General features: G+C 50.1%; 22 protein-coding genes. 12 read left to right on the forward strand and 10 right to left on the reverse strand.

The window, feature by feature from the left end; translation table 11 throughout:
* Positions 1-30: 30 nt before the first annotated feature.
* On the reverse strand, positions 31-978 hold the full coding sequence (waaC, locus tag ACFQNF_RS03170; protein WP_380186038.1) for a lipopolysaccharide heptosyltransferase I: 948 nt from the start codon (positions 976-978) through the stop codon (positions 31-33).
* A gap of 70 nt (positions 979-1,048) precedes the next feature.
* Here waaC and ACFQNF_RS03175 point away from each other — a divergent pair, with 70 nt between their 5' ends.
* The 8 genes from ACFQNF_RS03175 (at position 1,049) to ACFQNF_RS03210 (ending at position 8,536) form a co-directional block, all read left to right on the forward strand.
* Positions 1,049-1,654, forward strand: coding sequence for a GGDEF domain-containing protein (locus ACFQNF_RS03175; RefSeq protein WP_380186040.1), 606 nt, complete (start codon positions 1,049-1,051; stop codon positions 1,652-1,654).
* A gap of 85 nt (positions 1,655-1,739) precedes the next feature.
* Positions 1,740-2,780, forward strand: a complete 1,041-nt coding sequence (cobT, locus tag ACFQNF_RS03180) for a nicotinate-nucleotide--dimethylbenzimidazole phosphoribosyltransferase (RefSeq protein WP_380186042.1) — start codon at positions 1,740-1,742, stop codon at positions 2,778-2,780.
* A gap of 371 nt (positions 2,781-3,151) precedes the next feature.
* A complete protein-coding gene (locus tag ACFQNF_RS03185) occupies positions 3,152-3,766 on the forward strand; it encodes a histidine phosphatase family protein (protein ID WP_380186044.1) in 615 nt (204 codons plus the stop codon).
* 169 nt (positions 3,767-3,935) lie between these two features.
* A complete protein-coding gene (cobS, locus tag ACFQNF_RS03190) occupies positions 3,936-4,664 on the forward strand; it encodes an adenosylcobinamide-GDP ribazoletransferase (RefSeq protein WP_380186046.1) in 729 nt (242 codons plus the stop codon).
* Between the two features lie 216 nt (positions 4,665-4,880).
* On the forward strand, positions 4,881-5,144 hold the full coding sequence (locus ACFQNF_RS03195) for a hypothetical protein (protein WP_380186047.1): 264 nt from the start codon (positions 4,881-4,883) through the stop codon (positions 5,142-5,144).
* A gap of 338 nt (positions 5,145-5,482) precedes the next feature.
* Complete coding sequence (locus ACFQNF_RS03200) at positions 5,483-7,477, forward strand: ribonucleoside triphosphate reductase (RefSeq protein WP_380186048.1); 1,995 nt, start codon at positions 5,483-5,485, stop codon at positions 7,475-7,477.
* Between the two features lie 166 nt (positions 7,478-7,643).
* On the forward strand, positions 7,644-7,823 hold the full coding sequence (gene nrdD / locus ACFQNF_RS03205; RefSeq protein ID WP_380186050.1) for an anaerobic ribonucleoside-triphosphate reductase: 180 nt from the start codon (positions 7,644-7,646) through the stop codon (positions 7,821-7,823).
* On the forward strand, positions 7,823-8,536 hold the full coding sequence (locus ACFQNF_RS03210; RefSeq protein ID WP_380186052.1) for an anaerobic ribonucleoside-triphosphate reductase activating protein: 714 nt from the start codon (positions 7,823-7,825) through the stop codon (positions 8,534-8,536). The genes nrdD and ACFQNF_RS03210 overlap by 1 nt, the downstream gene beginning before the upstream one ends.
* Here ACFQNF_RS03210 and ACFQNF_RS03215 read toward each other — a convergent pair.
* Positions 8,439-10,202 (reverse strand): SulP family inorganic anion transporter, encoded by a 1,764-nt coding sequence (locus ACFQNF_RS03215; RefSeq protein WP_380186053.1) that lies wholly within the window; start codon positions 10,200-10,202, stop codon positions 8,439-8,441. The two genes, ACFQNF_RS03210 and ACFQNF_RS03215, sit on opposite strands and share 98 nt — an antisense overlap.
* Positions 10,203-10,629: 427 nt before the next feature.
* The gene (locus ACFQNF_RS03220) at positions 10,630-11,511 is read right to left on the reverse strand and encodes a LysR substrate-binding domain-containing protein (protein WP_380186055.1); all 882 of its coding nucleotides are present in this window, start codon (positions 11,509-11,511) and stop codon (positions 10,630-10,632) included.
* Between the two features lie 97 nt (positions 11,512-11,608).
* Between ACFQNF_RS03220 and ACFQNF_RS03225 the strand changes: the two genes are divergently transcribed.
* Positions 11,609-12,598, forward strand: coding sequence for a TDT family transporter (locus tag ACFQNF_RS03225; protein ID WP_380186057.1), 990 nt, complete (start codon positions 11,609-11,611; stop codon positions 12,596-12,598).
* Positions 12,599-12,962: 364 nt separating this feature from the next.
* On the opposite strand, the gene ACFQNF_RS03230 is transcribed toward ACFQNF_RS03225, so the two are convergent.
* The 4 genes from ACFQNF_RS03230 to ACFQNF_RS03245 form a co-directional block, all read right to left on the reverse strand.
* Positions 12,963-13,436: a ProQ/FINO family protein gene (locus tag ACFQNF_RS03230; RefSeq protein ID WP_380186059.1), complete on the reverse strand. Its 474-nt coding sequence runs from the start codon at positions 13,434-13,436 to the stop codon at positions 12,963-12,965.
* 265 nt (positions 13,437-13,701) lie between these two features.
* Positions 13,702-14,322, reverse strand: a complete 621-nt coding sequence (locus ACFQNF_RS03235) for a 4'-phosphopantetheinyl transferase family protein (protein ID WP_380186061.1) — start codon at positions 14,320-14,322, stop codon at positions 13,702-13,704.
* Positions 14,323-14,573: 251 nt separating this feature from the next.
* Positions 14,574-15,755, reverse strand: coding sequence for an NnrS family protein (locus tag ACFQNF_RS03240; protein ID WP_380186063.1), 1,182 nt, complete (start codon positions 15,753-15,755; stop codon positions 14,574-14,576).
* Positions 15,752-16,291: a hemerythrin domain-containing protein gene (locus ACFQNF_RS03245; RefSeq protein ID WP_380186065.1), complete on the reverse strand. Its 540-nt coding sequence runs from the start codon at positions 16,289-16,291 to the stop codon at positions 15,752-15,754. The genes ACFQNF_RS03240 and ACFQNF_RS03245 overlap by 4 nt, the downstream gene beginning before the upstream one ends.
* A 211-nt stretch (positions 16,292-16,502) precedes the next feature.
* Between ACFQNF_RS03245 and ACFQNF_RS03250 the strand changes: the two genes are divergently transcribed.
* A complete protein-coding gene (locus ACFQNF_RS03250; RefSeq protein ID WP_380186066.1) occupies positions 16,503-17,843 on the forward strand; it encodes a M48 family metalloprotease in 1,341 nt (446 codons plus the stop codon).
* 68 nt (positions 17,844-17,911) lie between these two features.
* Here the strand turns inward: ACFQNF_RS03250 and parE are convergent, their stop codons facing one another.
* Positions 17,912-19,888, reverse strand: a complete 1,977-nt coding sequence (parE, locus tag ACFQNF_RS03255) for a DNA topoisomerase IV subunit B (RefSeq protein WP_380186068.1) — start codon at positions 19,886-19,888, stop codon at positions 17,912-17,914.
* A gap of 323 nt (positions 19,889-20,211) precedes the next feature.
* Positions 20,212-21,708 carry a YifB family Mg chelatase-like AAA ATPase gene (locus tag ACFQNF_RS03260; protein WP_380186069.1) on the reverse strand — a complete coding sequence of 499 codons (1,497 nt, stop codon included), beginning with the start codon at positions 21,706-21,708 and terminating at the stop codon, positions 20,212-20,214.
* A 53-nt stretch (positions 21,709-21,761) separates the two neighbouring features.
* On the opposite strand from ACFQNF_RS03260, the gene ACFQNF_RS03265 reads away from it, so the two are divergent.
* Together ACFQNF_RS03265 and ACFQNF_RS03270 are read left to right on the forward strand one after the other, a co-directional pair.
* Positions 21,762-22,805, forward strand: coding sequence for a sensor histidine kinase (locus ACFQNF_RS03265; protein WP_046353754.1), 1,044 nt, complete (start codon positions 21,762-21,764; stop codon positions 22,803-22,805).
* Positions 22,774-23,541, forward strand: coding sequence for a LytR/AlgR family response regulator transcription factor (locus tag ACFQNF_RS03270; RefSeq protein ID WP_046353753.1), 768 nt, complete (start codon positions 22,774-22,776; stop codon positions 23,539-23,541). Before ACFQNF_RS03265 ends, ACFQNF_RS03270 begins: the two co-directional genes overlap by 32 nt.
* 93 nt (positions 23,542-23,634) lie before the next feature.
* On the opposite strand, the gene ACFQNF_RS03275 is transcribed toward ACFQNF_RS03270, so the two are convergent.
* On the reverse strand, positions 23,635-24,306 hold the full coding sequence (locus ACFQNF_RS03275; protein WP_380186071.1) for a TIGR01621 family pseudouridine synthase: 672 nt from the start codon (positions 24,304-24,306) through the stop codon (positions 23,635-23,637).
* Between the last annotated feature and the right edge of the window lie 17 nt (positions 24,307-24,323).

A 24,323-nucleotide genomic window follows, 5' to 3' on the forward strand; every position in this document is an offset into this window, starting at 1 on the left:
TTTGAGCCACATATCGTAAAATCCAGCGACTCATTTCATGCCATCCAGCGTGGCTTGCCAAACGGATTCCAAGCTTGGTGGTACGCCATTGCGGCCTAAATTAACGGCATAGCTGCTGGCTAATACGCCAGTTAGTTCTGGGTCTGATGCGCAAAAAATGGCGATCACGGGGACGGCAACGGCGGCAGCAAGGTGGGCGAGCCCGGTATCTACGCCAACCACCACTTGGCTAGATGCCAGTAGCGATGCGGCCTCTTCCAAACTCATTCGTGGCGGGCAGATTGCATTTGGGATGGCTGCGGCAAGGCGCTGGCTGCGCTCTTGCTCTATAGCATTGCCCCAGGGCAATACGCTGCTGATACCCATGGCATTTAAGCGCTTGCCAAGAGTAATCCAGTTTTCTTCTGCCCATTCCTTATCGCTGCGGCTGGTTGCCGAGAGTAAAACGGCGTAATGAGCCGGCCGCCATGCTAAGTCGAGCTTGGGAATATTCAGGCCATAAACGATATTGTCATCAATTGTGTAGTTAAATGCCTGTGCACTTAATTGGCGATTTCTAGTGATGGCGTGTTGATTACGTGACACTGGGTAGGTGTTTTGATAAGCCAAACTGGCCAAGCCTTCCCTTGCCGATATCTTGTCGTAACCACTAATTGGGCCAAGGGCTTGTTTCGCAATAAAGGCGCTTTTAATTAAGCCTTGCGAATCAAGAATCAAATCATATTGGCAATGGCGTAATTGGCGGCGAAAGTTTAGGAATTCTGCTTTTGATTGAAGCGGAGCCTTACGCCAGCGCCGTAATGCAGTCGGAATCACCGTGCGCACTGCGGGGTGTAGGGCGGGCAAGGCAGCAAAGCCCTCTTCTACCACCCAATCGATGGCAATGTCGGGCCTATGCTTGGCTAAATCGCTAAGAGCAGGGAAATTATGGATGATGTCTCCCATCGAGGAGAGACGAATAATGAGGGTCTGAAACATGGCAGCATTCTACCCGCACTCGCTTGCAAAGGACTACACTGACAAAGATGAATTGTTACAGGGTTAGTAAATGATGATCGATGATGGTTTACTATTATTGCCTTGGATACTGGCGCTGATTATGTTTGGCCTATGGCTGTGGAGCGAGCATTTACGCCGTATACAGAAAATAAAGCTAACCGGCTTAATAGGAAAAGACATGCTTACAGGCTTATCTAGCCGTCGGCATTTCTTAGATATTGCCGCACGGGAAGTTAATCGCAGCCAACGGTTTTCTAATCCTCTTACTGCCTTAATTATTGATGTTGATAATTTACGCCATCTGAATAAAACTTACGGCCATATTAGCGGCGATTTAGCGTTAAATCATTTAGCCGAAGCTTGTCGCCAAAGCGTGCGTGATTTTGATCTGGTTGCTCGTTTCTCAGGTGAAGAAGTTGCCCTGCTTCTACCTGACACACCGCTAGATGGTGCAATTGTAGTGGCAGAGCGTATTCGTAGAAAATCTGCGGAAAATAGAATATGTATGCCTGACGGCTTAGCGTTCACCATGACGGTGTGCATTGGTGTGGCACAAACTAAAAATGAAATGGATAGCTTAGAAGATCTATTATTAGCCGCAGATATTGCATTGCAAAGTGCAATGGCGGTGGGGCCAAATAAAGTCATGTATTAATGCTTTAAGTCAGTTGCCCTTTACTATCTACTTGCACGATGAATGTGCATCGTCTACGGTGCATTCTTTTTGCTTGGCCTTCTTTATGCCTACTCCAAATCAAGCGCTTGCTACTGCTGCACGTCTTCACCAAGCTCAATTAACTAAGCCACAGGGCAGCTTAGGCAAACTTGAAGAGTTGGCAATCTGGTTTGCTGCGCGTTCTAACTCGGCCATGCCTAGCCGCTTGCAAGCTGCGATTGTGGTGTTTGCTGCCGATCATGGCGTGGCAAGCGAAGGTGTCTCCGCGTTTCCTCCTGAAGTGACAGGCCAAATGGTGGCTAATTTTGTGGCGGGTGGTGCTGCAGTTAGCGTCTTGGCTCGCGAAGCTGGAGCTAGCCTATCGGTAGTGGATGTAGGCGTTGCCAGCCATTACACCGTTACGGCGGGGAGTAGTGCGCAGCTATTTAGAGTGCCGGTGCGAGCTGGAACCGCTAATTTGCGTCTTGAGCCTGCAATGAGCGAGCAAGAATGCAATAAGGCTTGGACCATTGGCTTGGGCAGCGCGCAAGAAGGCCTAGTGCGTGGCAAAACGCTGTTGATTGGCGGCGAAATGGGCATAGGCAATACCACCGCCGCCGCCGCGCTGATTTGTGCGTTGACGGATATCGATCCGACAGAAATTGTTGGCCTAGGCACAGGCATTACCGCCCAAAGCCGTGAAAATAAAGTTCAAGTGGTAAAAGACGCGCTGGCTCGTGCTCGTGCTGCCGGTGCAGTGACTGCTAAAGATTGGCTGATGCAAGTCGGCGGTTTAGAAATCGCCGCCTTGGCTGGCTTTTATACCGGCGCTGCCGAGGCGGGTATTCCGGTCTTACTGGATGGGTTTATTACAACCGCCGCTGCCTTGGTGGCGGTGAAGAACAAGCCCGAAGTGGCTGATTGGCTGCTGGCCAGCCATTGCTCTGATGAAAAAGGCCATCGCCTTGCACTGGCGGCCTTGCAATTGGAGCCGATATTGCAATTGGGCCTGCGTTTAGGCGAAGCCAGCGGTGCTGCACTCACCCTCCCCCTCATCCAAAGCGCCCTCGCCCTGCACCGCGATATGGCCACGTTTTCATCGGCGGGGATTACGACTAAGGAATGAGCGAGCTGTATGTGGCCCTCTAAAAAACCTTAGTTCTGTAGACACAGAGACCGGTAAGAACACAGAGTACACAGAGAAAAACATAAGAGTTAAACAGCAGCAGAAATTCCACTTCAGCATAAAACCCAAATCTTGAACCACGGAGGCCACAGAGAACACGGAGTTTCACGGAGAAAATCTTACGTATGTTTTTCTCCGTGGCCCTCCGTGTTCTCCTTTTTTTCCGTGGTTCAAGATTTGGGTTTTGATATGCAGCATCACTTTTGCTTGGATGTTCTGCTTATAACCTTTTATAAGGTTTTCTCTATGTGTTCTGTGTTCTCATCTATCTCTGTGTCTACAGATCTTTTGCAAGTTTTCGGTATGAAATCATGAGTAGTTTTCGTCTTACGCTTTTGCGGCATGGCGCTACGGTTGCTCCGGCGGGGATGTTAATCGGTCATACCGATTTGCCCTTGTCCCTATTGGGTGAGCAGCAGTTGGCTAGCCGCAATGATCACTTTGTCCGCTTTCCTCCAAGCAGCATTGCCAGCTCTGATCTAGGCCGCTGTGCGGGTTTTGCTCAGCAATTGGCGGCAACAGCGGGGCTGGATTGCCATATCGATCGCAATTTGCGCGAAATGAGCTTTGGTGAGTTGGATGGTTTAGCCAAGTCCCAATGGAGCGAACAGCAGCAGGCTGTATGGGCACTTTGGTCACACAATCCTGAGACAAATACAGCTGTTGGCATTGAAAGCTGGGCGGGTTTTTCTGCACGGGTGAATGTCGCTTTCCGCTTATGGTTGCAAGCTGGCCAGGGGAAACATCGGGTATTGATTACCCACGGCGGCGTGGCTAAAGCGCTATTGCTAGAGTGGCTGGGTCTACCTGCCGCAAGGCACAATCAATTTTGGCTGGCGCACGCGGGGATGATTACCCTTTATTGGGATGATGAATATCCGCCTATTTTGCAGGGGATTGATAATGAAGTTTTGTTGGGTGTGTGAGCTATTGGGATAGGTGTGCGAACAAAACCCAAATCTTGAACCACGGAAAACACGGAATTTCACGGAGAAAACCAAGAGAAATGATCCGTTTTTTCGTGTCTTATGTGTTTTTTGTGGGTATCTGCTTTGTTTTTAGCGCACCTGAATCATTACGAAATAGGAATAAAGAATGAAATTTGATTGGCGCGAGCCTGTGCTGGCGGTGCAGTTTTTAACTCGGCTGCCAACGCCGCAGATTCGTCAGTTTGAGCCGACTTTACTCGCCGCTGCCGCGTCGTGGTTTCCTGTGGTTGGGCTATTGATTGGTGCGTTTTTAAGCGCGGTGGTGTTTCTTGCTACCAAAGTAGATCCTTGGCTGGCGGCTTTGGCGGGTTTTTTGCTTTGGACATGGATTACCGGTGGCTTGCATTTAGATGGTCTTGCCGATATGTCGGATGGCTTAGGCGCTGCGCATCGTGACCCAGAACGATTTTTGGCTGTGCTGAAAGACCCGCATCTGGGCAGCTTTGGCGTGTTGGCGCTGATTTGCCAATCTGCCGCTAAGCTGGTGCTCTTAATGCTGCTGGCTAGGCAGCAAGAATGGCTAGCGCTTTTGCTGATCCCTTCATGGGCGCGCTTTGGTGTTTTGTATTGGAGCCGCCTACCGGCCTTAGCGCCCGGCATGGCAGAGCAATTTGCTTGGCAAAAAACCAGCTACTCGTTGTATATTCTTTTGGCCACACTTTTGCTGGCATCCTATTTTATAGCTCCCGCATTAATGACGGCTCCGCTACTGATTTTGGCTTATGCCAAATGGCTGATGCATAAATTGGGTGGAATGACCGGGGATTGCTTGGGTGCAGGAATAGAAATAACCGAAACAGGGTTGTTATTTTGTATGCTTGCTCTCGCTCTGTAGGGCGGGTGCAACCCGCGAGCAATATTGAATAAATACGCGGGTTTCACCCGCCCTACGGTAATTAAATGCTTGCAACCGTGCCCACACGGATGGCTATGTACAAAACCCAAATATTGACCCACTTTGGTCTCAGAGAGTACGGAGTTACATGGAGAAAACCATTTATTTCGTGGGTAATATCCACCCTATTGATTGTTTGTGTTTATGGAACGGTTTATGAAAATTATCCGCAATATTGAAGTTTGGGAAAAAGGCATGGATGGCGGTTTTATCGGGCATTTAGCCATAGCCGAAACCATCAGCGTTGAGTTTCTATTTAGCTTATTTCGTCATGAGCAAGATCAGCCTGATCCTGAAATGAAGCTCTCTTATATGCTAGACGCCGCCCGTATTGCCCTATTGCAACCCTATGTGGGCGAGCTGATGGATTTGGCGAAAAACGATTATATTTTGACCGCGCACGGCCAGCCTGATTACTAACCGATGTGACGCAATAGAAACCCAAATCTTGAACCACGGAGGCCACAGAGAACACGGAGTTTCACGGAGAAATGCGAAAGATTTGATGGTTTTCTCTGTGGCTCTCTGTGGCCTCGTTTTCCTCTGTGGTTCAAGGTTTAGCTCTCTATCAAGACCCGCTGAATAATTTTGTAGCTTAGTAAATTCCTATCCAGAGCGGGTATTCTGCTCGCTCTGCAAATCTATTCTGAAAGTATTTGATTAACGTCAAATACCCTATATCTAGTTGAGCATGCTTATATAAAACACCATATATTGTGGTCTGTGAAAATATTCTACCTTGATCCAGGTGGGGAAAAATGACCATATACCCGCAATATGTGCTGAAACGCGATGGCCGCATCGTGCCTTTTGATATCGATAAAATTCGCCTTGCTCTGCTGAATGCTAGCCGCGTAACGGGTGAGTTTGATGAGGCAGAAGCAATCCGCTTAAGCACGCTGATCAGTAGCCGCTTGCAGGGTGATCTCACCCCCACCATCGAGCAGATTCAGGATCAGGCTGAAGAAGCGCTGCTGCAATATCATTATTTAAAAACCGCCCGCGCCTATATTGTTTACCGCAGCCAGCATGCGCGTTTGCGCTCGGATGTGCGCACGGTGGTGGATGTTGAATCGTCGATTAATGAATATCTGGATCAATCAGATTGGCGGGTGAATGCCAATGCTAATCAGGGCTGGAGCTTAGGCGGGCTGATTTTAAATACCAGCGGCAAAATGATTGCCAATTACTGGCTAAGCCATGTTTATCCGTTAGAAATTGGCGAGGCGCATCGCTCAGGTGCCATGCATATTCATGATTTAGATATGCTGTCTGGCTATTGCGCGGGTTGGTCTTTACGCCGCCTATTGCAAGAAGGCTTTAATGGCGTGCCGGGCAAGGTCGAAGCCAAACCGCCTAAGCATTTCTCAGCCGCCATTGGCCAGATTGTTAACTTTTTAGGTACTTTGCAAAATGAATGGGCGGGCGCTCAGGCATTTAGCTCATTTGATACCTATATGGCAGCGTTTATTCGTGCGGATAATCTGCAATACAGGCAGGTAAAGCAATATATTCAAGAGCTGATTTACAATCTGAATGTGCCTAGTCGCTGGGGTACGCAAACGCCGTTTACTAATCTGACTTTCGATTGGATTTGCCCAGAAGACTTGCGTGAACAAATTCCCTATGTGGGTGGCAAGGAAATGCCATTTAGCTACGGTGATCTGCAAACCGAAATGAACATGATTAATCGCGCTTATATCGAAGTGATGATGGAAGGCGATGCGCTGGGCCGTGTATTTACTTTCCCGATTCCTACTTACAACATCACCAAAGATTTTGCTTGGGATCACCCCAATACCGATCTTTTGTTTGAAATGACCGCTAAGTATGGTCTGCCCTATTTCCAGAATTTCTTAAATTCAGATCTAGAGCCGCATATGGTGCGCTCGATGTGCTGCCGCTTGCAGCTTGATCTGCGCGAGCTATTAAAGCGCGGTAATGGCTTATTTGGCTCGGCTGAGCAAACCGGCTCGCTGGGCGTGGTCACTATTAACTGTGCGCGGATTGGTTACGAATTCAAAGGCAATGAAGCAGGTCTCTTAGCGCGTGTCGATCAACTGATGGATTTGGCTAAGCAATCTTTAGAGATTAAACGCAAATTGATTGGCCGCTTAATTGATGGTGGTCTTTACCCTTATACCAAGCGCTATCTGGGCACGCTGCGTAATCACTTCAGCACACTTGGGGTAAATGGCATTAACGAGATGATTCGCAATTTTAGCGATGATAAAGACGATATCTGCTCGGATGCAGGTTACGCCTTAGCGATTCGTTTGCTTGATCATATTCGCGCCAAAATGACCGAAATTCAGGAAGAAACTGGCCATCTTTATAACCTAGAAGCCACACCAGCCGAAGGCACGACTTATCGCTTTGCCAAAGAAGATAAAAAGTTTTATCCCGATATTTTGCAAGCAGGCACGGTGGAGCAGCCCTTCTATACCAACTCCAGCCAGCTGCCGGTTGGCTTTACCGATGACCCATTCGAAGCCTTGGGCCGTCAGCAGGAATTACAGCGTAAATACACCGGCGGCACAGTCTTGCATCTGTATATGAATGAGGCAATTTCCAGCCCCGCAGCGTGTAAAGCGCTGGTGAAAAAAGCGCTGACCAACTACCGCCTGCCCTATATCACCATCACGCCCACCTTCTCTATCTGCCCGAAACACGGCTACCTGAGCGGTCATCATGAGTTTTGCCCGAAGTGCGATGGCGAGTTGCTGGCGAAGAAAAGCTGTGCGCTGGGATGAAAATTCAAAAAGGTCTGTAGGCACAGAGCACAGTGAGAACACAGAGCGCACAGAGAAAATCTGTAAAACTTCTTAATTTTTTTCTTTGTGCTCTGCTTTTTAACTCTGTGTTCTCTGTGTCTACAGATCTTTTTTGACCTTCAATTACATTTAAAAGGAAAAAATCATGAGTGATTTATCGGTTCAAACCCAGCTATCCCCTGAGCTTAAAGATGAAGAACGCACTCGCTGCGAGGTCTGGACGCGGGTGATGGGTTATCACCGGCCGGTGAGTAGTTTTAATATTGGTAAGAAAGGCGAGTTTAAAGAAAGGCAATTTTTTAACGAATGTAATACCGTTCAATAATGATGCCCGCGCCCAAGATTGGCGGCTTGGTGCCGTTTTCTAGCTGTGATTATCCCGGCGAGCTGGCTTGTGTGGTGTTTTTGGCGGGCTGCCCATGGCGCTGTGGCTATTGTCATAATCCGCATTTACAAGCGCGAGAGCAGCATGATGCAGCACCACAGTGGGATGAAATCCTGATCTGGTTAAAAACGCGCCGTGGTCTCTTAGACGCGGTGGTTTTTTCGGGCGGCGAGCCACTGATCGAGCCTCAGTTACCTGAGATGATGCGTAGTGTAAAAGCGCTGGGCTTCAAAATTGGCCTGCATAGCGGCGGCGCTTATCCCAAGCGTTTGCAGGAATGCCTGCCCTATCTGGACTGGGTGGGTTTTGATATTAAAAGCGATTTTATGCGCTACGAAAAGATCACCACCGTAGTAGGCAGTGGTGCTGTTGCCAGTGCCTCATTAAAGCTGCTACTGGCGAGCAAGGTGGCGCTGGAATGCCGCAGCACCATCCATCCCAGCTTGCATAGCGAGGATGAGCTGATTGCCCTTGCTCGAACCTTAAGCGCCGCAGGGGTGCAGCGCTATGTATTGCAATCCTTTAGGCCTGCTGGCTGTATTGAGCCTGCGCTGATTAATTCTGCGCAGCTTCATTTTCCTCAACGTGCCACTTTAGCGGCAATTGAGCAGCAGTTTGCGTCGTTTCAGTACGTATCAACACTTGCTGCCTGAAGGCGCGGTAAGCCTGTTTTAGGCTGGAGAAAATCAGAAAGTTGGCTTGTAGTTCATTTAGCTTATGGTGGCGGGCGGCAATAAATTCGGTTTGTGTTTTGCGCCCTGACAGCGCCAGTGCGATGTCGCGTTCTTTTAAATCTCTTTGCAAAATAATGATGGCTTCTATGCCCGCGATATCGATTTGATTAATCGGCACGGTATCCAGCACCACCCACGAAACTTGGCTTGTTGCGCTATCGGCTAAAGATAAAACGCGTTGGCGGAAGTAATTGGCATTAAAGAAATTGAGCGAGGCATCAAAGCGATACACCAGCATGCCATCAATCGGGGCAGCGCCGGGGTGGTGGGATAGGTCGTGAAAGCTGTTTTTATTTGGGTAAACACCCAGCAGGCTTTCATGTGGCCGGGCCAGCTTAACGAGTAGTCGCAGCGTCGCCATTAATACGGCAAATAGCATGCCCTGCATCACGCCTACACAGGCCACGCCGATCACGGTGAGGATGGCAATGCCGTATTCGCCACGGCTGGCTTGGCGAAAATAAATAAAATTGGCAAAACTCATTAGCCCAAACGAGGCGGTAATCAGCACGGCGGCCAGCGCGGCAATTGGCACATATTGCAGCGGGGTGGTAAATAGCGCGATGGCAATGGCGATAGACGCCGCCGCGACCAGGCTCACCATTTGCGTTTTACCGCCGGCATTATCATTCACCGCCGTTCTAGAATCCGCACCGCTAATCACAAAGCCTTGTGAAAACGCGGCTGCAATATTCGCCATGCCCAGCGCGGTAAATTCGCGATCTGCATCGATCTCATAGCGATTTTTGGCGGCAAAGCTGCGCGCCGTTAGAATGGCGCTGCTAAAGCTGATCAGCGCCAGCCCCGCCCCTGCGCCGAGTAATTCACCCAGATGGGCTCTGGGGATAGTGGGCCAGTGTAAGGTGGGCAGACCCGCTGGCAATAAGCCGATAATGGCGATGCCTGTAGCTTGTAAATTCAGACTAAAGATTAGCAATGCCGCAAGCCCCATTGCAACTAAGGCGGTGGGCAGTTTAGGCAGCAGGCGTTTAATAATTTGAATCGCTAACAGCGTGCCAAGGCCGATCAGGGCCGTGCTAGGGTGAAGCTCAGGCAGGCGATCTGGCAGTTCCAGAATCCGGCCAATAAAATCATGCTTATGAAAAGTAAAACCAAGCAATTTACCGAGCTGCCCCAGCGCAATACTGATCGCTACACCATTTAAAAAGCCTGCCAAAATCGGCGGAGATAAAAAGTCGGCCAGAAACCCTAGCTTAAAGCGGCTAGCCAGCAGGCAAAATAATCCGGTAATCAGCGCCAAAGCCACAGAAAGCGAGATATACAGCTCAGAATTTCCCATTGCCATCGGCAGCAAGGTTGAGGCCACCATGGCGCATGTGGCTGCATCTGGCCCAACAATCAGCTGCCGGGAAGAGCCAAATAGTGCATAGGCCACCATGGGCAGAATACTGGCATACAGGCCGGCAATCGGGCTCATCCCGGCTAGCTGGGCATAGGCCACACCCACCGGCAGCGCGACGGACGCCACCGATAATCCCGCCAGCAAATCCTGCCGCCAGCAATCCCGTGGGTAATTAAAGAATACGGCCAGCCCAGGGATGGTGCGTAGAAAGAGTTTGTTCAATGCCGAGTCCTGTTGCTTGCTTGGGAAAAATGGTTGAGCTGTATGTAGGGCGGGTGCAACCCGCCGTTTTCACAATATTTCATACCAAAGTCAAAAAGATCTTTTTAGTGCCTTCGGCACATTGGTTTAGGTGCGGGCGTCCCGCTGGCCCTTCCTTCCTTCCTTCCTTCCTTTCTTGCGCGGCCAAGTCATCGTAGGGTGGGTTAGGTCGCTCTTGATGCTCATTAGGGCGCTGATCTCTTTCGGCCGTAACCCACCATGACACTGCGCTGCGGTGGGTTACGGCCAGGATATGGTAGCGCCCATATTTAATACATTTTCTGGCCTAACCCACCCTACGGATACATTCCTTATGCTTCTCCGTGAAACTCCGTGATCTCTGTGCCCTCCGTGGTTCAAGATTTGGGTTTCCGTTGCATAACATCAGTTAAATCACCCCTGCCTGATCCCTACAAAACTGAATAAACCGGCGCAAGGCTGTGGAATGGTATTTTTGTTTATGCCACGCAAGATAAAGCTGGCGTGGGAAGCGTTGCTGCATGGCTAGGCAGACTAATCGTCCGTTAGTGATGCGGTCTTGTGCTGCTAGCTTGGATATAAAGCTGATTCCTAGCCCCTGCTCTACAGCCAGCATTACCGCCTCTAGGGTATTTAGCTCCAGCCCGATTCGGCTGCTGCTGAGCTGCGGCTGGATCAGTTGTTCAAATTGCTCTCGATTGCCTGACATAGGTTCACGCAGCACCCATGTTTCGCTGCTTAATGCAGAGATGGTTAACTCAGCTTGCTTGGCTAAGGGGTGAGTGGCTGCGGCCACGATGCACATTTCATCTTGTAGCCAAGGATCGGCGATTAAATCGGGGTGGTGGTTTTCACCTTCGATTAAGGCGAGATCTAGTTCAAAATGCGCGAGGGCATGGCTGAGGATATGGGTATTGGCAATCGATATGCGTGGCGTGGTGGCCTGCTCGCTGCGTGCTAGCAGAATCGGCAGCAGATAGTTGCCTATGGTTTGGGTGGCACCAAGGCGAAGCTGGCCGACTGGCTCGCTATCGCTGGCAAACATCGTTTCAATGTCTTGCACTCGGGCGAGTAATTCTTCGGCCACGGGCTGTAATAATTTACCCTCTGCATTTAATTGCAGGCGCGGATGAACCCGATCAAACAGCGGCGTTGCCAGCTGGCGCTCTAACTCTTGCAAAGACTGAGAAATGGCGCCCTTGCTCAGGCATAGCTCATTGGCTGCCGTGCCAAGATTGCCATAGCGGGCAATGGCCGCGAAGGATTTTAGCTGTTGCAGAGTGAGCTTCATTTGATTTTACTAAACGCCTCATTCAAATCATTTAGATATGATAAACAATATCTGGGCGTTATTCTATTTGTACTGCAATAAATAAGAAGGTCGTCGTATGTTTAAGCGAATTCATCAATTACTTGCCGCTGCCCCCACTCCTATGGCGGGCTTAGCTTTAGGTATTGGCAGCCTTGGATGGAGTTGGGAAAACGCTGGCGATTTTTCTGGTAAAGCCCAGCTATTAGGCGCTGTGGTTGCTGCCTTGCTGTTACTTATCTTAGCTTTCAAATTTGCGCTTCACCCCCGTTTACTCTTGAAAGATTTAGCTCACCCTGTGGTGGGTAGCGTGCTGCCTACCTTTGCAATGGCAACGATGGTGGTATCTAAGGCCTTAGGTCAATTCGCCCCTGATTTTGCTGAGGGCCTTTGGTTGTTTGCCGTGATCCTGCATATGGTGTTTCTGGCGACGTTTATTTGGCATCGGGCTAAAGACTTTGAAATTCATCATATGGTGCCAAGCTGGTTTGTGCCGCCGGTAGGGATTATCGTGGCCGATGTGGCCTTCCCCGGCGGGCAGTTTGCGGCCCTTGCGAATGGCTTGTTGTGGTTCGGGATATTTTGCTACGCTGTGATGTTGCCGCTGATGCTCTACCGTTTGATCTTTAGCCACGAAGTACCAGATGCGGCCAAGCCCACCATCGCCATTTTGGCCGCGCCTGCCAGCCTTTCACTTGCTGGCTACTTAACTGTGACGGCTGAGCCATCGCTGCTGATTGTGGCGCTGTTGTTTGGGATTGCCCTGCTGATGACAGGCATTATCTACCTCGCCTTTTTCAAGCTGCTGAGCCTGCCTTTTTCACCTGGCTATGCTGCATTTACTTTCCCATTGGTGATTGGCGCTACAGCGCTATTTAAAGTCAGCCATCTGCTTGGGCAATGGGAATTCGCCGCGCCTTATGTGGATCAGGTGCAATGGCTGGCACAGTTTGAATTAGGCGTTGCCACGGTGATCGTGGGCTATGTAGCATTGCGATATGCGATGTTTTTTATGGCAAAGGATGGCGGTGCTGTTGCTTATAAAGCAGGGCAGCTGGTGCAGAGATAAGATAGTGAAGTAGGCTTTTGTAGGGCGGGTGAAACCCGCCAGATTTTGGCATGAAACACTACGGAAAACGGCGGGTTTCACCCGCCCTACGATGATTTGATGTTTGTGGTGAGTGGCCGGTTTATGATAAATATTTAACTTGCCTACCCTATGCTTTTTCTATGGAGCTAAAGCGCTTTACTCTGCTTTGCTCTCTGCGTCGGTGATGACTGGTTCAGCAATCACTTCGCTGGCGGTAGCGACCACTAGCTGTTCAACCGCTGCTTCTTCTGCAACTACGGCTGTTGCTGGCTTTTTGCGATCTTCGATATTTTGTATGAAAAAAGGCCGCTGATGCGGCCTTTTTCTGTGGAGCTAAAGCGCTTTATTCTGCTTTGCTCTCTGCGTCGGTGATTGCTGGTTCAGCAATCACTTCGCTGGCGGTAGCGACCACTAGCTGTTCAACCGCTGCTTCTTCTGCAACTACGGCTGTTGCTGGCTTTTTGCGGTCTTCGATATTTTGTACGAATTTAGCTGCTGCGGTTTTTTCTTCAAGGGTAACGTCGCCTACTGGCTTACCGTTCAGATCAAAACGCTTACCACCACGGGCTACCGCTTTCAGGTAGCGCACTTTGCGGCAATGGGCGGCAATCGAGCGATGTACGTGATTGGCACCAAATTGCGGTAGTGCTTTTTCTAGTTCTTTGTGAACACCGATCATTAAAGGCTTGAACTGCTTCATCACCGGATAACGCTGATAAAGTAATTCGATAATCATAATTTGCTGTTGACGGGCAGATTTCTCGCCAATGGCAGATTGGAATGCTTGAGCTAAAGCTGAATTTTGATCGGTCATCATTAGAAAACTAGGGTAGGTATGAAGGGGTAGCTTACCTTAACTCTGCGTTTGCATATACCGTACTATCGCAAAGTGTCGCTTATCAGTCCCTTTCAAAACATGGCGCAAGCTTGCTTGCTGTATCGAAAAACAATAAAAAACGATGATTTAAGGTCTGTAAACTCAGTTTTTCAGCTATTTTTCGCCTTTTAGACTAAATTTTTACCTGTTTTTCAGTAAATAGCTAAAGCGGGCATTATTTGACAGACTGCATTTGGCTAAGGGATTAAAGGCAGGGTTTGTGGATTAAAACCATAGTGCAGGGCGTTTTCGCAGCGATACTTACCCTTAGCTGCTGCTCCCTTTCACTACACCAATGCCAATCTGTGCGAATGATTTGATCGTGGACAAGGCTGCTGCCACGAATCACTTGATTGCGAATCCCTGCCTTAAAAGCCGCTTCACGCAGCGTCCAAAGTAGGTAAAAACGCTCTTGAGATTCTGCCTCTACGGTGTTTACCCAGCGGGCTTCATCCTGATGCAGTGCAAAGACGGTCAGCTTGGCGATATTGGCCTTAGGGCGGCAGCTTTCAATATCGAGCCCCACTCGTTCAGTATTAACTGTCACCCCCAAGCTATCTCCACTATGCGAAATACTGGCGTGCAAATGAGCAGCCTTGCTTAAATAGGGGAAAAACTCACCTTCTTCAATATCCGCCACTGCGTAATCAAACCCTAAGGCCCGTGCAGCCGCTTGGGCGAGCAGCATGCGGCCAAGAATAAATTGCTGAACGCGGGCGGGTGATTGCATCGTCGCTAGCTTGGCTTCGCTACTGGCCGAGAGCGAATCGCTGCTTAGCGAAGGATTAAGCGAGATTTGGGTAAGAAGAACTTCGGCGTGAAGCATGTGCAAACCAAGGGCAAAGGATGGGGAATGATATACCTTGGTACGAGTTTGAACTTCTCAAAAAAACGGATAGCGACTTTTTTAAACAAAAGAAAATCTGTCGGAGCAATGCTCTCGTAGCTTGGGTTAGCGGGGTTATTCGCCGATTTTTGGCGGATAACCCCGCGTAACCCAACGTTTATGGTCAAAAGAATGTTGGGTTACGCGATAAAGCTGCTAACCCAACCTACGATTTATCTGATGAGATAAAACTACCCCGCCTTTCCATCCGCCCTCGGCTTTAGATACACCGGCATAAAGCGGCTACCCCATAGTAAGAAGGCCAGTAATGCGCCCAAGGCTGCGGCGCAGAGCAGGGTGTTTTGCCAAGGCAGCACTTCGGCCAGCACACGAGCAATGGCGACCCCATGCAACAGGCAATAAAGCGTCCAAGCAAGGCGGCTGAGGATGAGCGGCAGGCCTGCGTGGCCCAGACTCACCCTTGTGGCAAAGCCCAGCAGCATCGTGCCAAAAAAGCCGATGCTTATGGCGTGCAGCGGTGCAAATCCCAGAATGGCCGAGCCTGTTAATAGGGCCGCATCTTGAACGGTGTAAAGCAGCATAGCGGCCGCCGCCCAAGCAAAGGCGAGATGCAGCATGGCTAAGAGCCGGTTTTGGAGTGAGGCAAATAGACGCCAGCGGTAGCTGGTGTAGAGCAGCAGCCCAGCAAATACGGCATCCACAGGCAGGCTGTTGAAATGCGCCAGCTTTAAGGCCCCATGCCCCCAAGACAAGGCAATCATGGCGTTTAACAGCCATAGCGGCCGCCATGCGCTGTAGTTTGGGATGGCGTTGGCAGAGAAAAACGGCAGCATTCTGTGGCTAACAGTCAAATACACCGGCAGTAAAAATCCCCATAAGCAGATTTCTATCATGCTCAGCCAGCCCGTCGTTGCGCCAAACACGGCCCAATACAGCGCCAGCCCTTGTCCTATCCACCCCATAGCAAAGGCAAGTGCAATATGAATGGCATGGCCACGATCCGGCGCGCTGCTGGCCCGTACACGGTCGAGCCAGACAAGGCAGGCCGCTCCCCAGCTGATCCAATGTAGAGCAATGCCAAGGCTAAGCAGTGGCTGCCAAAATAGCGCGGCAATTAAGAGGGCGCTGCCTACGGCATAGGTGATAAAAATCGGTACATAAAGCTTGGCTGAGGGGCTGTCCACGCCCAGCCATTTAGGCCCCGCCGTATAGATAAAGCCCAGCATAAATAGCGGAAAGAATCCATACAGCATCAGATAGCCATGTAAAAACATCGGCGCAATGCTGCTGGGCATGGTGCTGCCGCTAGCCCTAAGCAGCATTTCGCTAGCCCACCAAGCAAGGCTTGCAATTAGTAATAAAGTGCCGCAAAAAAAGCCAATACGGTGAGGAGCGCTGAGAAAGGTTTTCATAAGGCTTTATCCTGAGCGGTGCTTTGAATGCGTCGATCAGCCATGTTCTGCCCCATTGCCGCCAACGTAGGGGCATCGAGCAGCAGTTCGGCGCTAGGGTAAATACGTGCTTCTTCCAGATCGGCGTGGTCGGTGTAGCGCTTGGCAAATTCGCTTGCCAAAGGGAGTGGCAAGCTGCCATTTTGCCCTGCTGCCAGTGGAATTAAATAGCTGCGGATATCTTGCCAGAGCAGGCCAAGTGTTTCGTGCTCGGCGCTGGTCGATGCAATGATGGTTTGTAGATCAGCGTCGCCGTATTGGCTAAGCAGAGGAAATAAATCGAGATCTTCATCGTCGTGGTGCAGCGGGGCTGCTACGTCGAAATAGCGCAAAATGCCAGTGGCAGCATCTTGTGCCTTGGCATCTACACCTTCTTTAATCAGGTGTTGAGCTAGCTTGAGCGTTAAATCAGCATACTGGCGCACCCTATCGTGACAGGCTATCAGCATGGCGATAGGTGTTTCAAAGGTGACCGTTTCGGCAGAAAACAATGACATGATGCCTCTCCTTAATTCCCGACTAATTTAGTCGGATTCTACGCAGGTATGAGGATCGTGGTTTGATTAAAGCCAAAAAGAAGCGATGATCGCAGTCTTACATTTGTAAGTGTTTTTACTAACTACTACGAATGAAAATAGTCAGATTCGGTTAAGTAATTTTTGGATTAGCCGCTATAATCGCCGCTTTGTAAAAAATTGCAGGGGCATTATGGAAGACCAAGCTTCAACACCAGCAGCAAATAGCCAAAGGGCAGTGATCAAGCCATACGCTAATGAGCAGCGTTTATTTGTGATCATGGCGGTGATTTCCGGCCTGAGCTGGCTGGCTTTAACGCTGGTCACCTTTGGTATTATCTGGATTATTATGCTGGTGCTTTATCTCATCGGCTTATTTGGGTTCTCGTATTTTATTTCCTATGTGCGTGGCAATGGCGTGCGTGTTACTGCTGAGCAGTTTCCTGATTTACACGTCCGTTTTGAAAATTGCTGCCAGATTGTGGGATTAAATAAGCGGCCAGAATTTTATTTAATGACAGGCAATGGTGCTTTAAACGCATTTGCTACTCGGTTTTTGCGCCGGTATTACGTGGTGCTGCTCAGCGATATTGTTGATGCTTTGCAAGAAGATACCGAAGCCTTAAATTTCTATATCGGCCACGAGCTAGGCCATATTGCGCAAAAGCATTTAGTACACCACTGGTGGCTGGTTTTTGCTAGCTGGATTCCCTTGCTTGGCACCGCGTATTCCCGTGCCAGAGAATATAGCTGCGATCAGTATGGCTTAGCTTGCACGAGCAATAAGCAAAGTGCGGTGCATGCACTGGCCGTATTAGCAGCGGGCAGCAGCCGTTGGAAAAGTTTGAATACCCAAGCCTATATCGCTCAAGCTAAAGATACCGATGGTTTCTGGATGGCAGTCAATGAATTAACTGCTGATTACCCTTGGCTGTGCAAACGCGTTGCCCGCGTAGAAAATGGCGATGCGGCTGTATTTCCTCGCCGTAATATATTTGCCTGGCTGATTTCTGCCACGATTCCAAATACCGGTTTTGGCTTGATCGGCGCGATGGTTGTTTATATTTATCTGCTGCTGATTTTGGTGCCTATTTCAATGTCAGCGTATTCCAGCCATCAGACTAAAGCGCTGAATGCAAAAACACATATTGAATTAAGCCAAGCTTATACAGAGGGAATGGTTGCGGCCAAGTTGGTAGGCAATTTCTACGAAGAAACCGGGTATATGCCGGAGGCGGTTGAGGGTTTAGGCTTTAAAATTCCAGCAAAGAGCTTGATTAAAAGCGTGGAAATCAACCCGGAATCCGCCGAGCTGAACCTAGCGCTCAATACGCCGCATCAGGATAAGGAAATTATCCTGAGCCCGTCTGCCGGAGATGATGGCACGATCAGCTGGACTTGTAGCATTACAGGCAAAGTGGATGTGGCTGCCTTGCCTGATGATTGCACTTTAGCATTTGATGAATCAGAAGCAGGGACGGTAGCGCCTGAACCTACTACTGCTTTGGGTAAATTTCTGAAATTTTTAAAGTAATTTAATGTAAAAAAGGGCCGCAGAATAAAATCTGCGGCCCTTTTTTGTGCTGACTTAAACGCTATAGTTTAAACATCAGCATCGGCTTCATTGCCTCGTGCTTCCAGCCACGCTTTACGGCTGCTGGCTTCAGATTTGCCCATCAGCATATGCATCAGCTCACGAGTATTCAGCGCCACATCGTCGTTAATGCCAACGCGCAACATGCGGCGGGTGTCTGGATTCATCGTGGTGTCGAATAATTGCTCGGCATTCATTTCCCCCAGACCCTTGAAACGGCTGATGCTCCAAGCGTTTTCGCGGATTTTTTCTACACGTAGCTTATCCAAAATGGCGGTTAATTCGCCTTCATCTAGCGCATAGAATTTACGCGGAGGCTTCGCTTTGCCGCTACCCGCTACATCCACCCGATACAACGGTGGTTGTGCCACATAGACATGCCCTTGGGCAATTAGCTGCGGGAAATGGCGGTAAAACAGCGTGAGTAGCAGCACTTGAATATGGCTACCATCGACGTCCGCATCCGACATGATGATCACTTTACCGTAGCGCAGGCCAGACAAATCAACCTTGTTATCACTTAAGGTATGCGGATCAACGCCAATCGCCACGGCCATATCGTGTACTTCATTATTGGCAAAAATCTGATCGCGATCGACTTCCCAAGTGTTTAGCACCTTGCCGCGCAGTGGCAGAATGGCCTGGAAATCCTTATCCCGGCCTTGCTTGGCTGAGCCACCCGCCGAATCACCCTCGACCAGGAATAACTCGCAGCGCTCGGTTTCATCCGATGCGCAATCGGTTAGCTTGCCGGGCAAGACTGCTACACCGGAGGATTTTTTCTTCTCTACTTTTTGCGAGTTCTTTTGCCGTGCTTGCGCCGCGCGGATGCACAGCTCGGCTAGCTTTTTAGCCAGATCAACGTGCTGATTTAGCCAGATTTCAAAGGGCGAGCGCACTACGGTAGAGACCAGCTTTAAGCCATCGCGGCTGGTTAGCTTATCCTTGGTCTGGCCTTGGAATTGCGGGTCTAGAATCTTGGCCGATAGCACAAAAGAGCAGCGGCCAAATAAGTCTTCCGGCAGCACTTTTACGCCCTTAGGCAGCAGGCTGTGGAATTCGATAAAGGTTTTAACCGCTTGAAACACCCCGTCGCGCAGGCCTGATTCGTGCGTGCCACCGACCGGTGTGGTAATCAAATTCACATAAGATTCACGGTTAACTGGGCCGTCTTCGGTCCACGTCAGCGCCCAAGCGCAGCCTTCACCCAGCGAGAAAGTATCGTCTACCTGCTCGATATACTTCTCGCCTTCAAAGATCGGGATCAGCTGGGTATAGCCAGCTACTTTTTCAGATAAATAGCCCGTTAAGCCATCCGGATAGCACCAGCTTTTATTAATCAGCTCGCCATTAGCCTGCTCAATGGCCAGAGTAACTACTAGCCCCGGCAAGAGTACCGCTTTGGATTTGAGTTGATGTTCCAGATCGGCCAGCGGAATATTGGGCGAATCAAAGTATTTAGGATCAGGCTCTACATACACGCTGGTGCCGCTGTCTTTTTTGGCACAACTGCCCAGCACCACTAGGGGCTCGATTACATCCCCTGAGCCAAACACTAGGCGATGCTGCTGGCCTTCGCGTTTGACTTCAACTTCTAAACGCGTAGATAAGGCATTGGTGACTGAAACACCTACACCATGCAAACCGCCGGAAAACGCGTAAGCACCGCCATCTTTTTTATCAAATTTACCGCCAGCGTGCAGCTGGGTAAATACGACCTGCACCGTTGGCACGCCTTCTTCAGGGTGCAGCCCTACCGGAATGCCTCGGCCATTATCGCTGACTCGCACGCTTTGATTGCGGTACAGCACCACGTCGATCTGAGTGGCATAGCCGCCCAAAGCCTCGTCGGCGGCGTTGTCGATCACCTCTTGGCAAATATGCAGAGGGTTATCGGTGCGGGTGTACATACCGGGACGGTGCCGGACAGGATCAAGGCCTTTTAAGACCTTAACGGAAGATTCGTCGTATTTAGGAGTTGCCATGTTTCACGTGAAACCGATTACTAAAGTTGCCGCGAGTCTAGCAAGCTGAGACAAATATAACTACCACAAGGCTACATAAATAAAACCTGTAGGCACCGAGTTAGCCTTGCCATGTGGCCGTTGGTGCTTGTCATAAACACTCAAAAATCGTCATTTCCGAGGGGGTGTCGGGAATCTAGTGGCGCTGCTAGAGCCCCGATAAAAGCACTCGGGGTGACGATTTGGAATTTATAGGGTGTGCAAGTCGGTTTTCTTGCGCACCGTCCCTCGGTGCGCAACGACTGTGTCGTTGTACACCCTATAAAACCGGCACAGTGCATTTATCACCCACCCAAGCCACGTCGATATTGAATCGCCTCTGCAATATGCGCGGTGTTGATGGCTTCGTCCCCTGCTAGATCGGCAATGGTTCTGGCTACTTTTAGCACGCGGTGGGTGGCACGGGCGGAGAGGGATAATTTTTGGATGGCGGTTTGCAGCAGGCCGCGTGCTTCATCGCTGAGGGGGCAGTGTTGTTCAAGGAGTTTGCCATTCAGGCGGGCATTGGGCGTGTTTTGCCGTTTTGTTTGCCTGAGATGAGCTGCCGCCACACGTTTTCTGACTAGGGCTGAGGATTCTCCGGTGGCGGCGGCTAATAGGGTATTTTCTGGTAATAATGGCACTTCGATCACTAAGTCGATTCGGTCCATAAAGGGGCCGGATAATTTGCCTCGGTAGCGGGCAATTTGATCGGGCGTGCAGCGGCAGGCTTTTTTAGGATGGCCCAAAAAGCCACAGGGGCAGGGGTTCATGGCCGCGATGAGTTGAAAATCAGCAGGAAACTCGGTGGAGTGTGCCGCGCGGGCAATATGGATTTTTTGGCTTTCTAGGGGCTCACGCAATACTTCCAGAACCTTTCTATCGAATTCAGGTAATTCGTCTAAAAACAACACTCCGTGATGCGCCAAAGAAATTTCACCCGGCTGAGGCACACTTCCGCCACCCACCAAGGCAACTGCTGATGCTGTGTGATGCGGTGATCGGTAGGCGCGCACACCAAAGCGGCTGGCATCTAGCCGCTCTTTGCCTAAGGATTGAATTCTGGCGGCTTCCAGCGCCTCTAGCTCGCTCATATCGGGCAAGAGGCTGGGCAAACGCTGTGCCAGCATGGATTTACCTGTGCCCGGCGGGCCAATCAGCAGCAGACTGTGTCTGCCTGCGGCCGCAATTTCTAAGGCGCGTTTGGCTTGCTGCTGGCCTTTTACTTCGCTTAAATCGAGCATGGCAGGCGGGGCTTCGATGGCGATTGGCACCGCGACCGCTAGCTGATCGCTACCAAGTAAATGCCGGCAAACTTGCATGAGGTGATTGGCAGAAAGTACGCTTGCGCTACTGAGCAAGGCGGCTTCTGCAGCGCTATCTGCCGGCAAAATCAGCGTTCTGCCTACTTTTTGCGCAGCCCAAGCCATACCTAGCGCACCACGAATAGAGCGTAATTCACCCGATAGCCCTAATTCACCTGCGAACTCAAAATCGTTCAGCTGCTCTAAAGGAAGCTGGCCGCTGGCTGCCAGAATGCCTACAGCAATGGGTAAGTCGAACAGGCCGGATGATTTGGGTAAGTCAGCAGGTGCAAGGTTTACAGTAATTCGCCGGTTGGGAAACTCAAAGCCGCAAACGGCCAAGGCTGCACGAACGCGCTCTCGGCTTTCTTTGACTTCTAAATCGGGAAGCCCTACTAGGTTAAAAGCAGGCAGGCCGTTGGCAAGATGGATCTCTACCAGCACGGCACTTGCTTCAATTCCTATCATGGCACGGCTATGAATAATGGCGAGAGACATGCAAAACGCCTGTGAAGGTTTCTTTTAGTGTAGGTAACAAATGGGGTAATCGTATGTTGCTTGATAAGCCGGCCGAAGAAGTTGTGCCGCTGCCTGATTTTCGTAATTTTGGTGTGATATTACGTATTTTGCTGCTGGTGCATTTGGGTATGCTGGCTTATGTGCTGCTGGGTTTGGCAAGCTGGGAAGAATGGCCTTTAAGATTGGGAGAGGCGGCCATGTGGGTCGTGCCTCCTCTGCTTAGCTTGCTGCTGCTGCTGGCGCTGCTGATGCCTTGGCTTCATCGATTATCTTATCGATCAGGTGTTTTGCTGGTGAGCGCGCTAGCAATGCTGATGGTATTGGTGCAGAGAAAATTATTGTTCTCGGTGTTACAACCTGTAACTGCCTTGCTTCCTGCGCTTCTGTTTACCATGATGTTGGTAGTGTCTTTAATGCTTTACCTGCGTTTGCGCTGGAAATCGTTGTCGCCTAGGCTGACTGAAGCAAGGCTGGCGGCTTTACAGGCTAGGATACGCCCGCATTTCTTTTTTAATAGCCTGAATGCGGTGCTGTCATTAATCCGTAGCGAGCCAAGGCGGGCAGAGCAAGTACTAGAAGATCTGGCAGATTTATTCAGGGTGGTGATGGTTGATAAGCAGCAGCTTTCTACCGTGGAATGTGAGTTGGTGGTTGCACGCCGCTATTTAAATATTGAAGCCGTACGATTAGGCGATAGGCTGAAAGTGGAATGGGATATTACTCAGGCAGCGCTATCTGCTGTTTTACCACCACTTTTGTTGCAGCCCTTATTAGAAAATGCCATTTACTACGGTGTAGAACCTATATTGAATCCAGGCCCTGTGCAAATTAGCATTGCTGTTAAAGATAAGCATATTCATTTAGGGATTAGAAATTCTCTGCCGCCGGCAGGGACGGTAAGTCAGCATCGAGGCAATGGTATGGCGCTAGAAAATATTCGTCAGCGTTTGCTGCTCCACTTTGATGCAGAAGCCAATCTAAGCACTTACGCGAATAACGACTATTATCAAGTACATATTGTCTTGCCTTACCGGGAGATTCCCCATGGGAACGCCACTGCGCCTTTTTCTTGTTGATGATGAAATCCCCGCCTTGCGCAGGCTGCAAGATGTGCTGGCGGACGTTGCTGATGAATGCCCGCACGATGTTGTTGGCACAGCCACCAGTGGCATGGCCGCCCTTGCAGCCTTGGCGGAAGCCGATGCCGATGCGGTGATTGTGGATATTCAGATGCCGCAAATGAGCGGTATTGAGCTGGCCCGCGAGCTAAGCCATTTTTCTCACCCGCCTGTGGTGATTTTTGCTACGGCCTTTGAAGAATACGGTGTGGCTGCATTTGAAGTGCGCGCGGTTGATTATCTGTTAAAGCCTATTCGTAAAGAGCGGCTGATCTCCGCTTTAAAGCGGGTGCAAGATATGCGAACAGCCAGATCGCAAGCAGAGCCAGCCAGTCATGCCCGCACCCATTTCAGCGTCACTGAGCGTGGTCGGGTGCATTTAATTCCTGTTTCGGATGCGTATTATTTAAAAGCCGAGCAAAAATACATTACGCTGCGCACACGCGATCGCGAGTATCTGCTCGAGGATTCGCTGACTCGTTTAGAAGAAGAATTCGGTAATCATTTTGTGCGTATCCATCGTAACTGCCTAGTGGCACGGGACATGATGTCGGGCTTTGAGAAGTCCGCCGTGGGGGGGAGCGAAGCGCACTGGCAAGTGATTCTGCGCGATTTACCCGAGCGTTTGGCAGTGAGTCGCAGGCAGCAGCATGTGATTAAAGAGCTTAAAAAACTGGAAAGCGAAGGCAGGTAGGTTTCAGCAGCGTAGGGCGCACTTGAAGCTTTGCATGCGACGGGTTTTAGTCGCTAAGCAAGAGCGCAGTGCGCCGCAAGTCCCTCCTCGTCTTTACTTAGGCCAAGCTAAATCCCAAGGCGCGGCGATGCTCGCCAGTTGCGCTTCTAGCCCTTGAAAGGCAGATCCTGATTTTGGGGCTAGTAAAATCCGCTGCTGCTCTCCCTGATAATCAAAATCTAAAGCCCATGCATGTAAATAGCCACGATCTGCTGGGGTGCCGCCGTAGCGCTCATCGCCCAAAATAGGGCTGCCCAAACTTTTCAGGGCAACACGCAATTGATGAGTGCGGCCGCTAAGTGGCCTAAGGATAAACAACCGTTGCCCGTAAAGCATATCTCCATAGCTAAAGAATTGCGTGGCTGCTTTTAACTCGCCATCACGACTTAATCGCCAAGAGCCTCCCCTACCTTTTTCCATTGCACCTTTGATCCAACCTTGTTTTTTGGATGGCTTTTTGTCAGAGATGGCTAGGTAATATTTATTAATACGATGCTCGGCAAAGGCGGCTCCAAAGTAGCTGGCCGCTTCAGCACTTTTGGCAAAAAGCAGTAAACCAGAGGTGAGTTTATCGAGTCGATGCACTGGCCAAAGTGGCATTCCGCCTAGCGCTTGGCGTAATACCTCAACAAAGCCCAACTCACCCTCTTCTTTATGAAAAGATAAGCCAGCGGGCTTAATCGCCACTAAAAAGTCAGGGTGGTCATAAACAACAAAGTTACTCATATATAAGCATATTCTAA

The sequence above is a fragment of the Iodobacter arcticus genome (assembly GCF_042664895.1).
GTDB lineage: Bacteria > Pseudomonadota > Gammaproteobacteria > Burkholderiales > Chitinibacteraceae > Iodobacter > Iodobacter arcticus.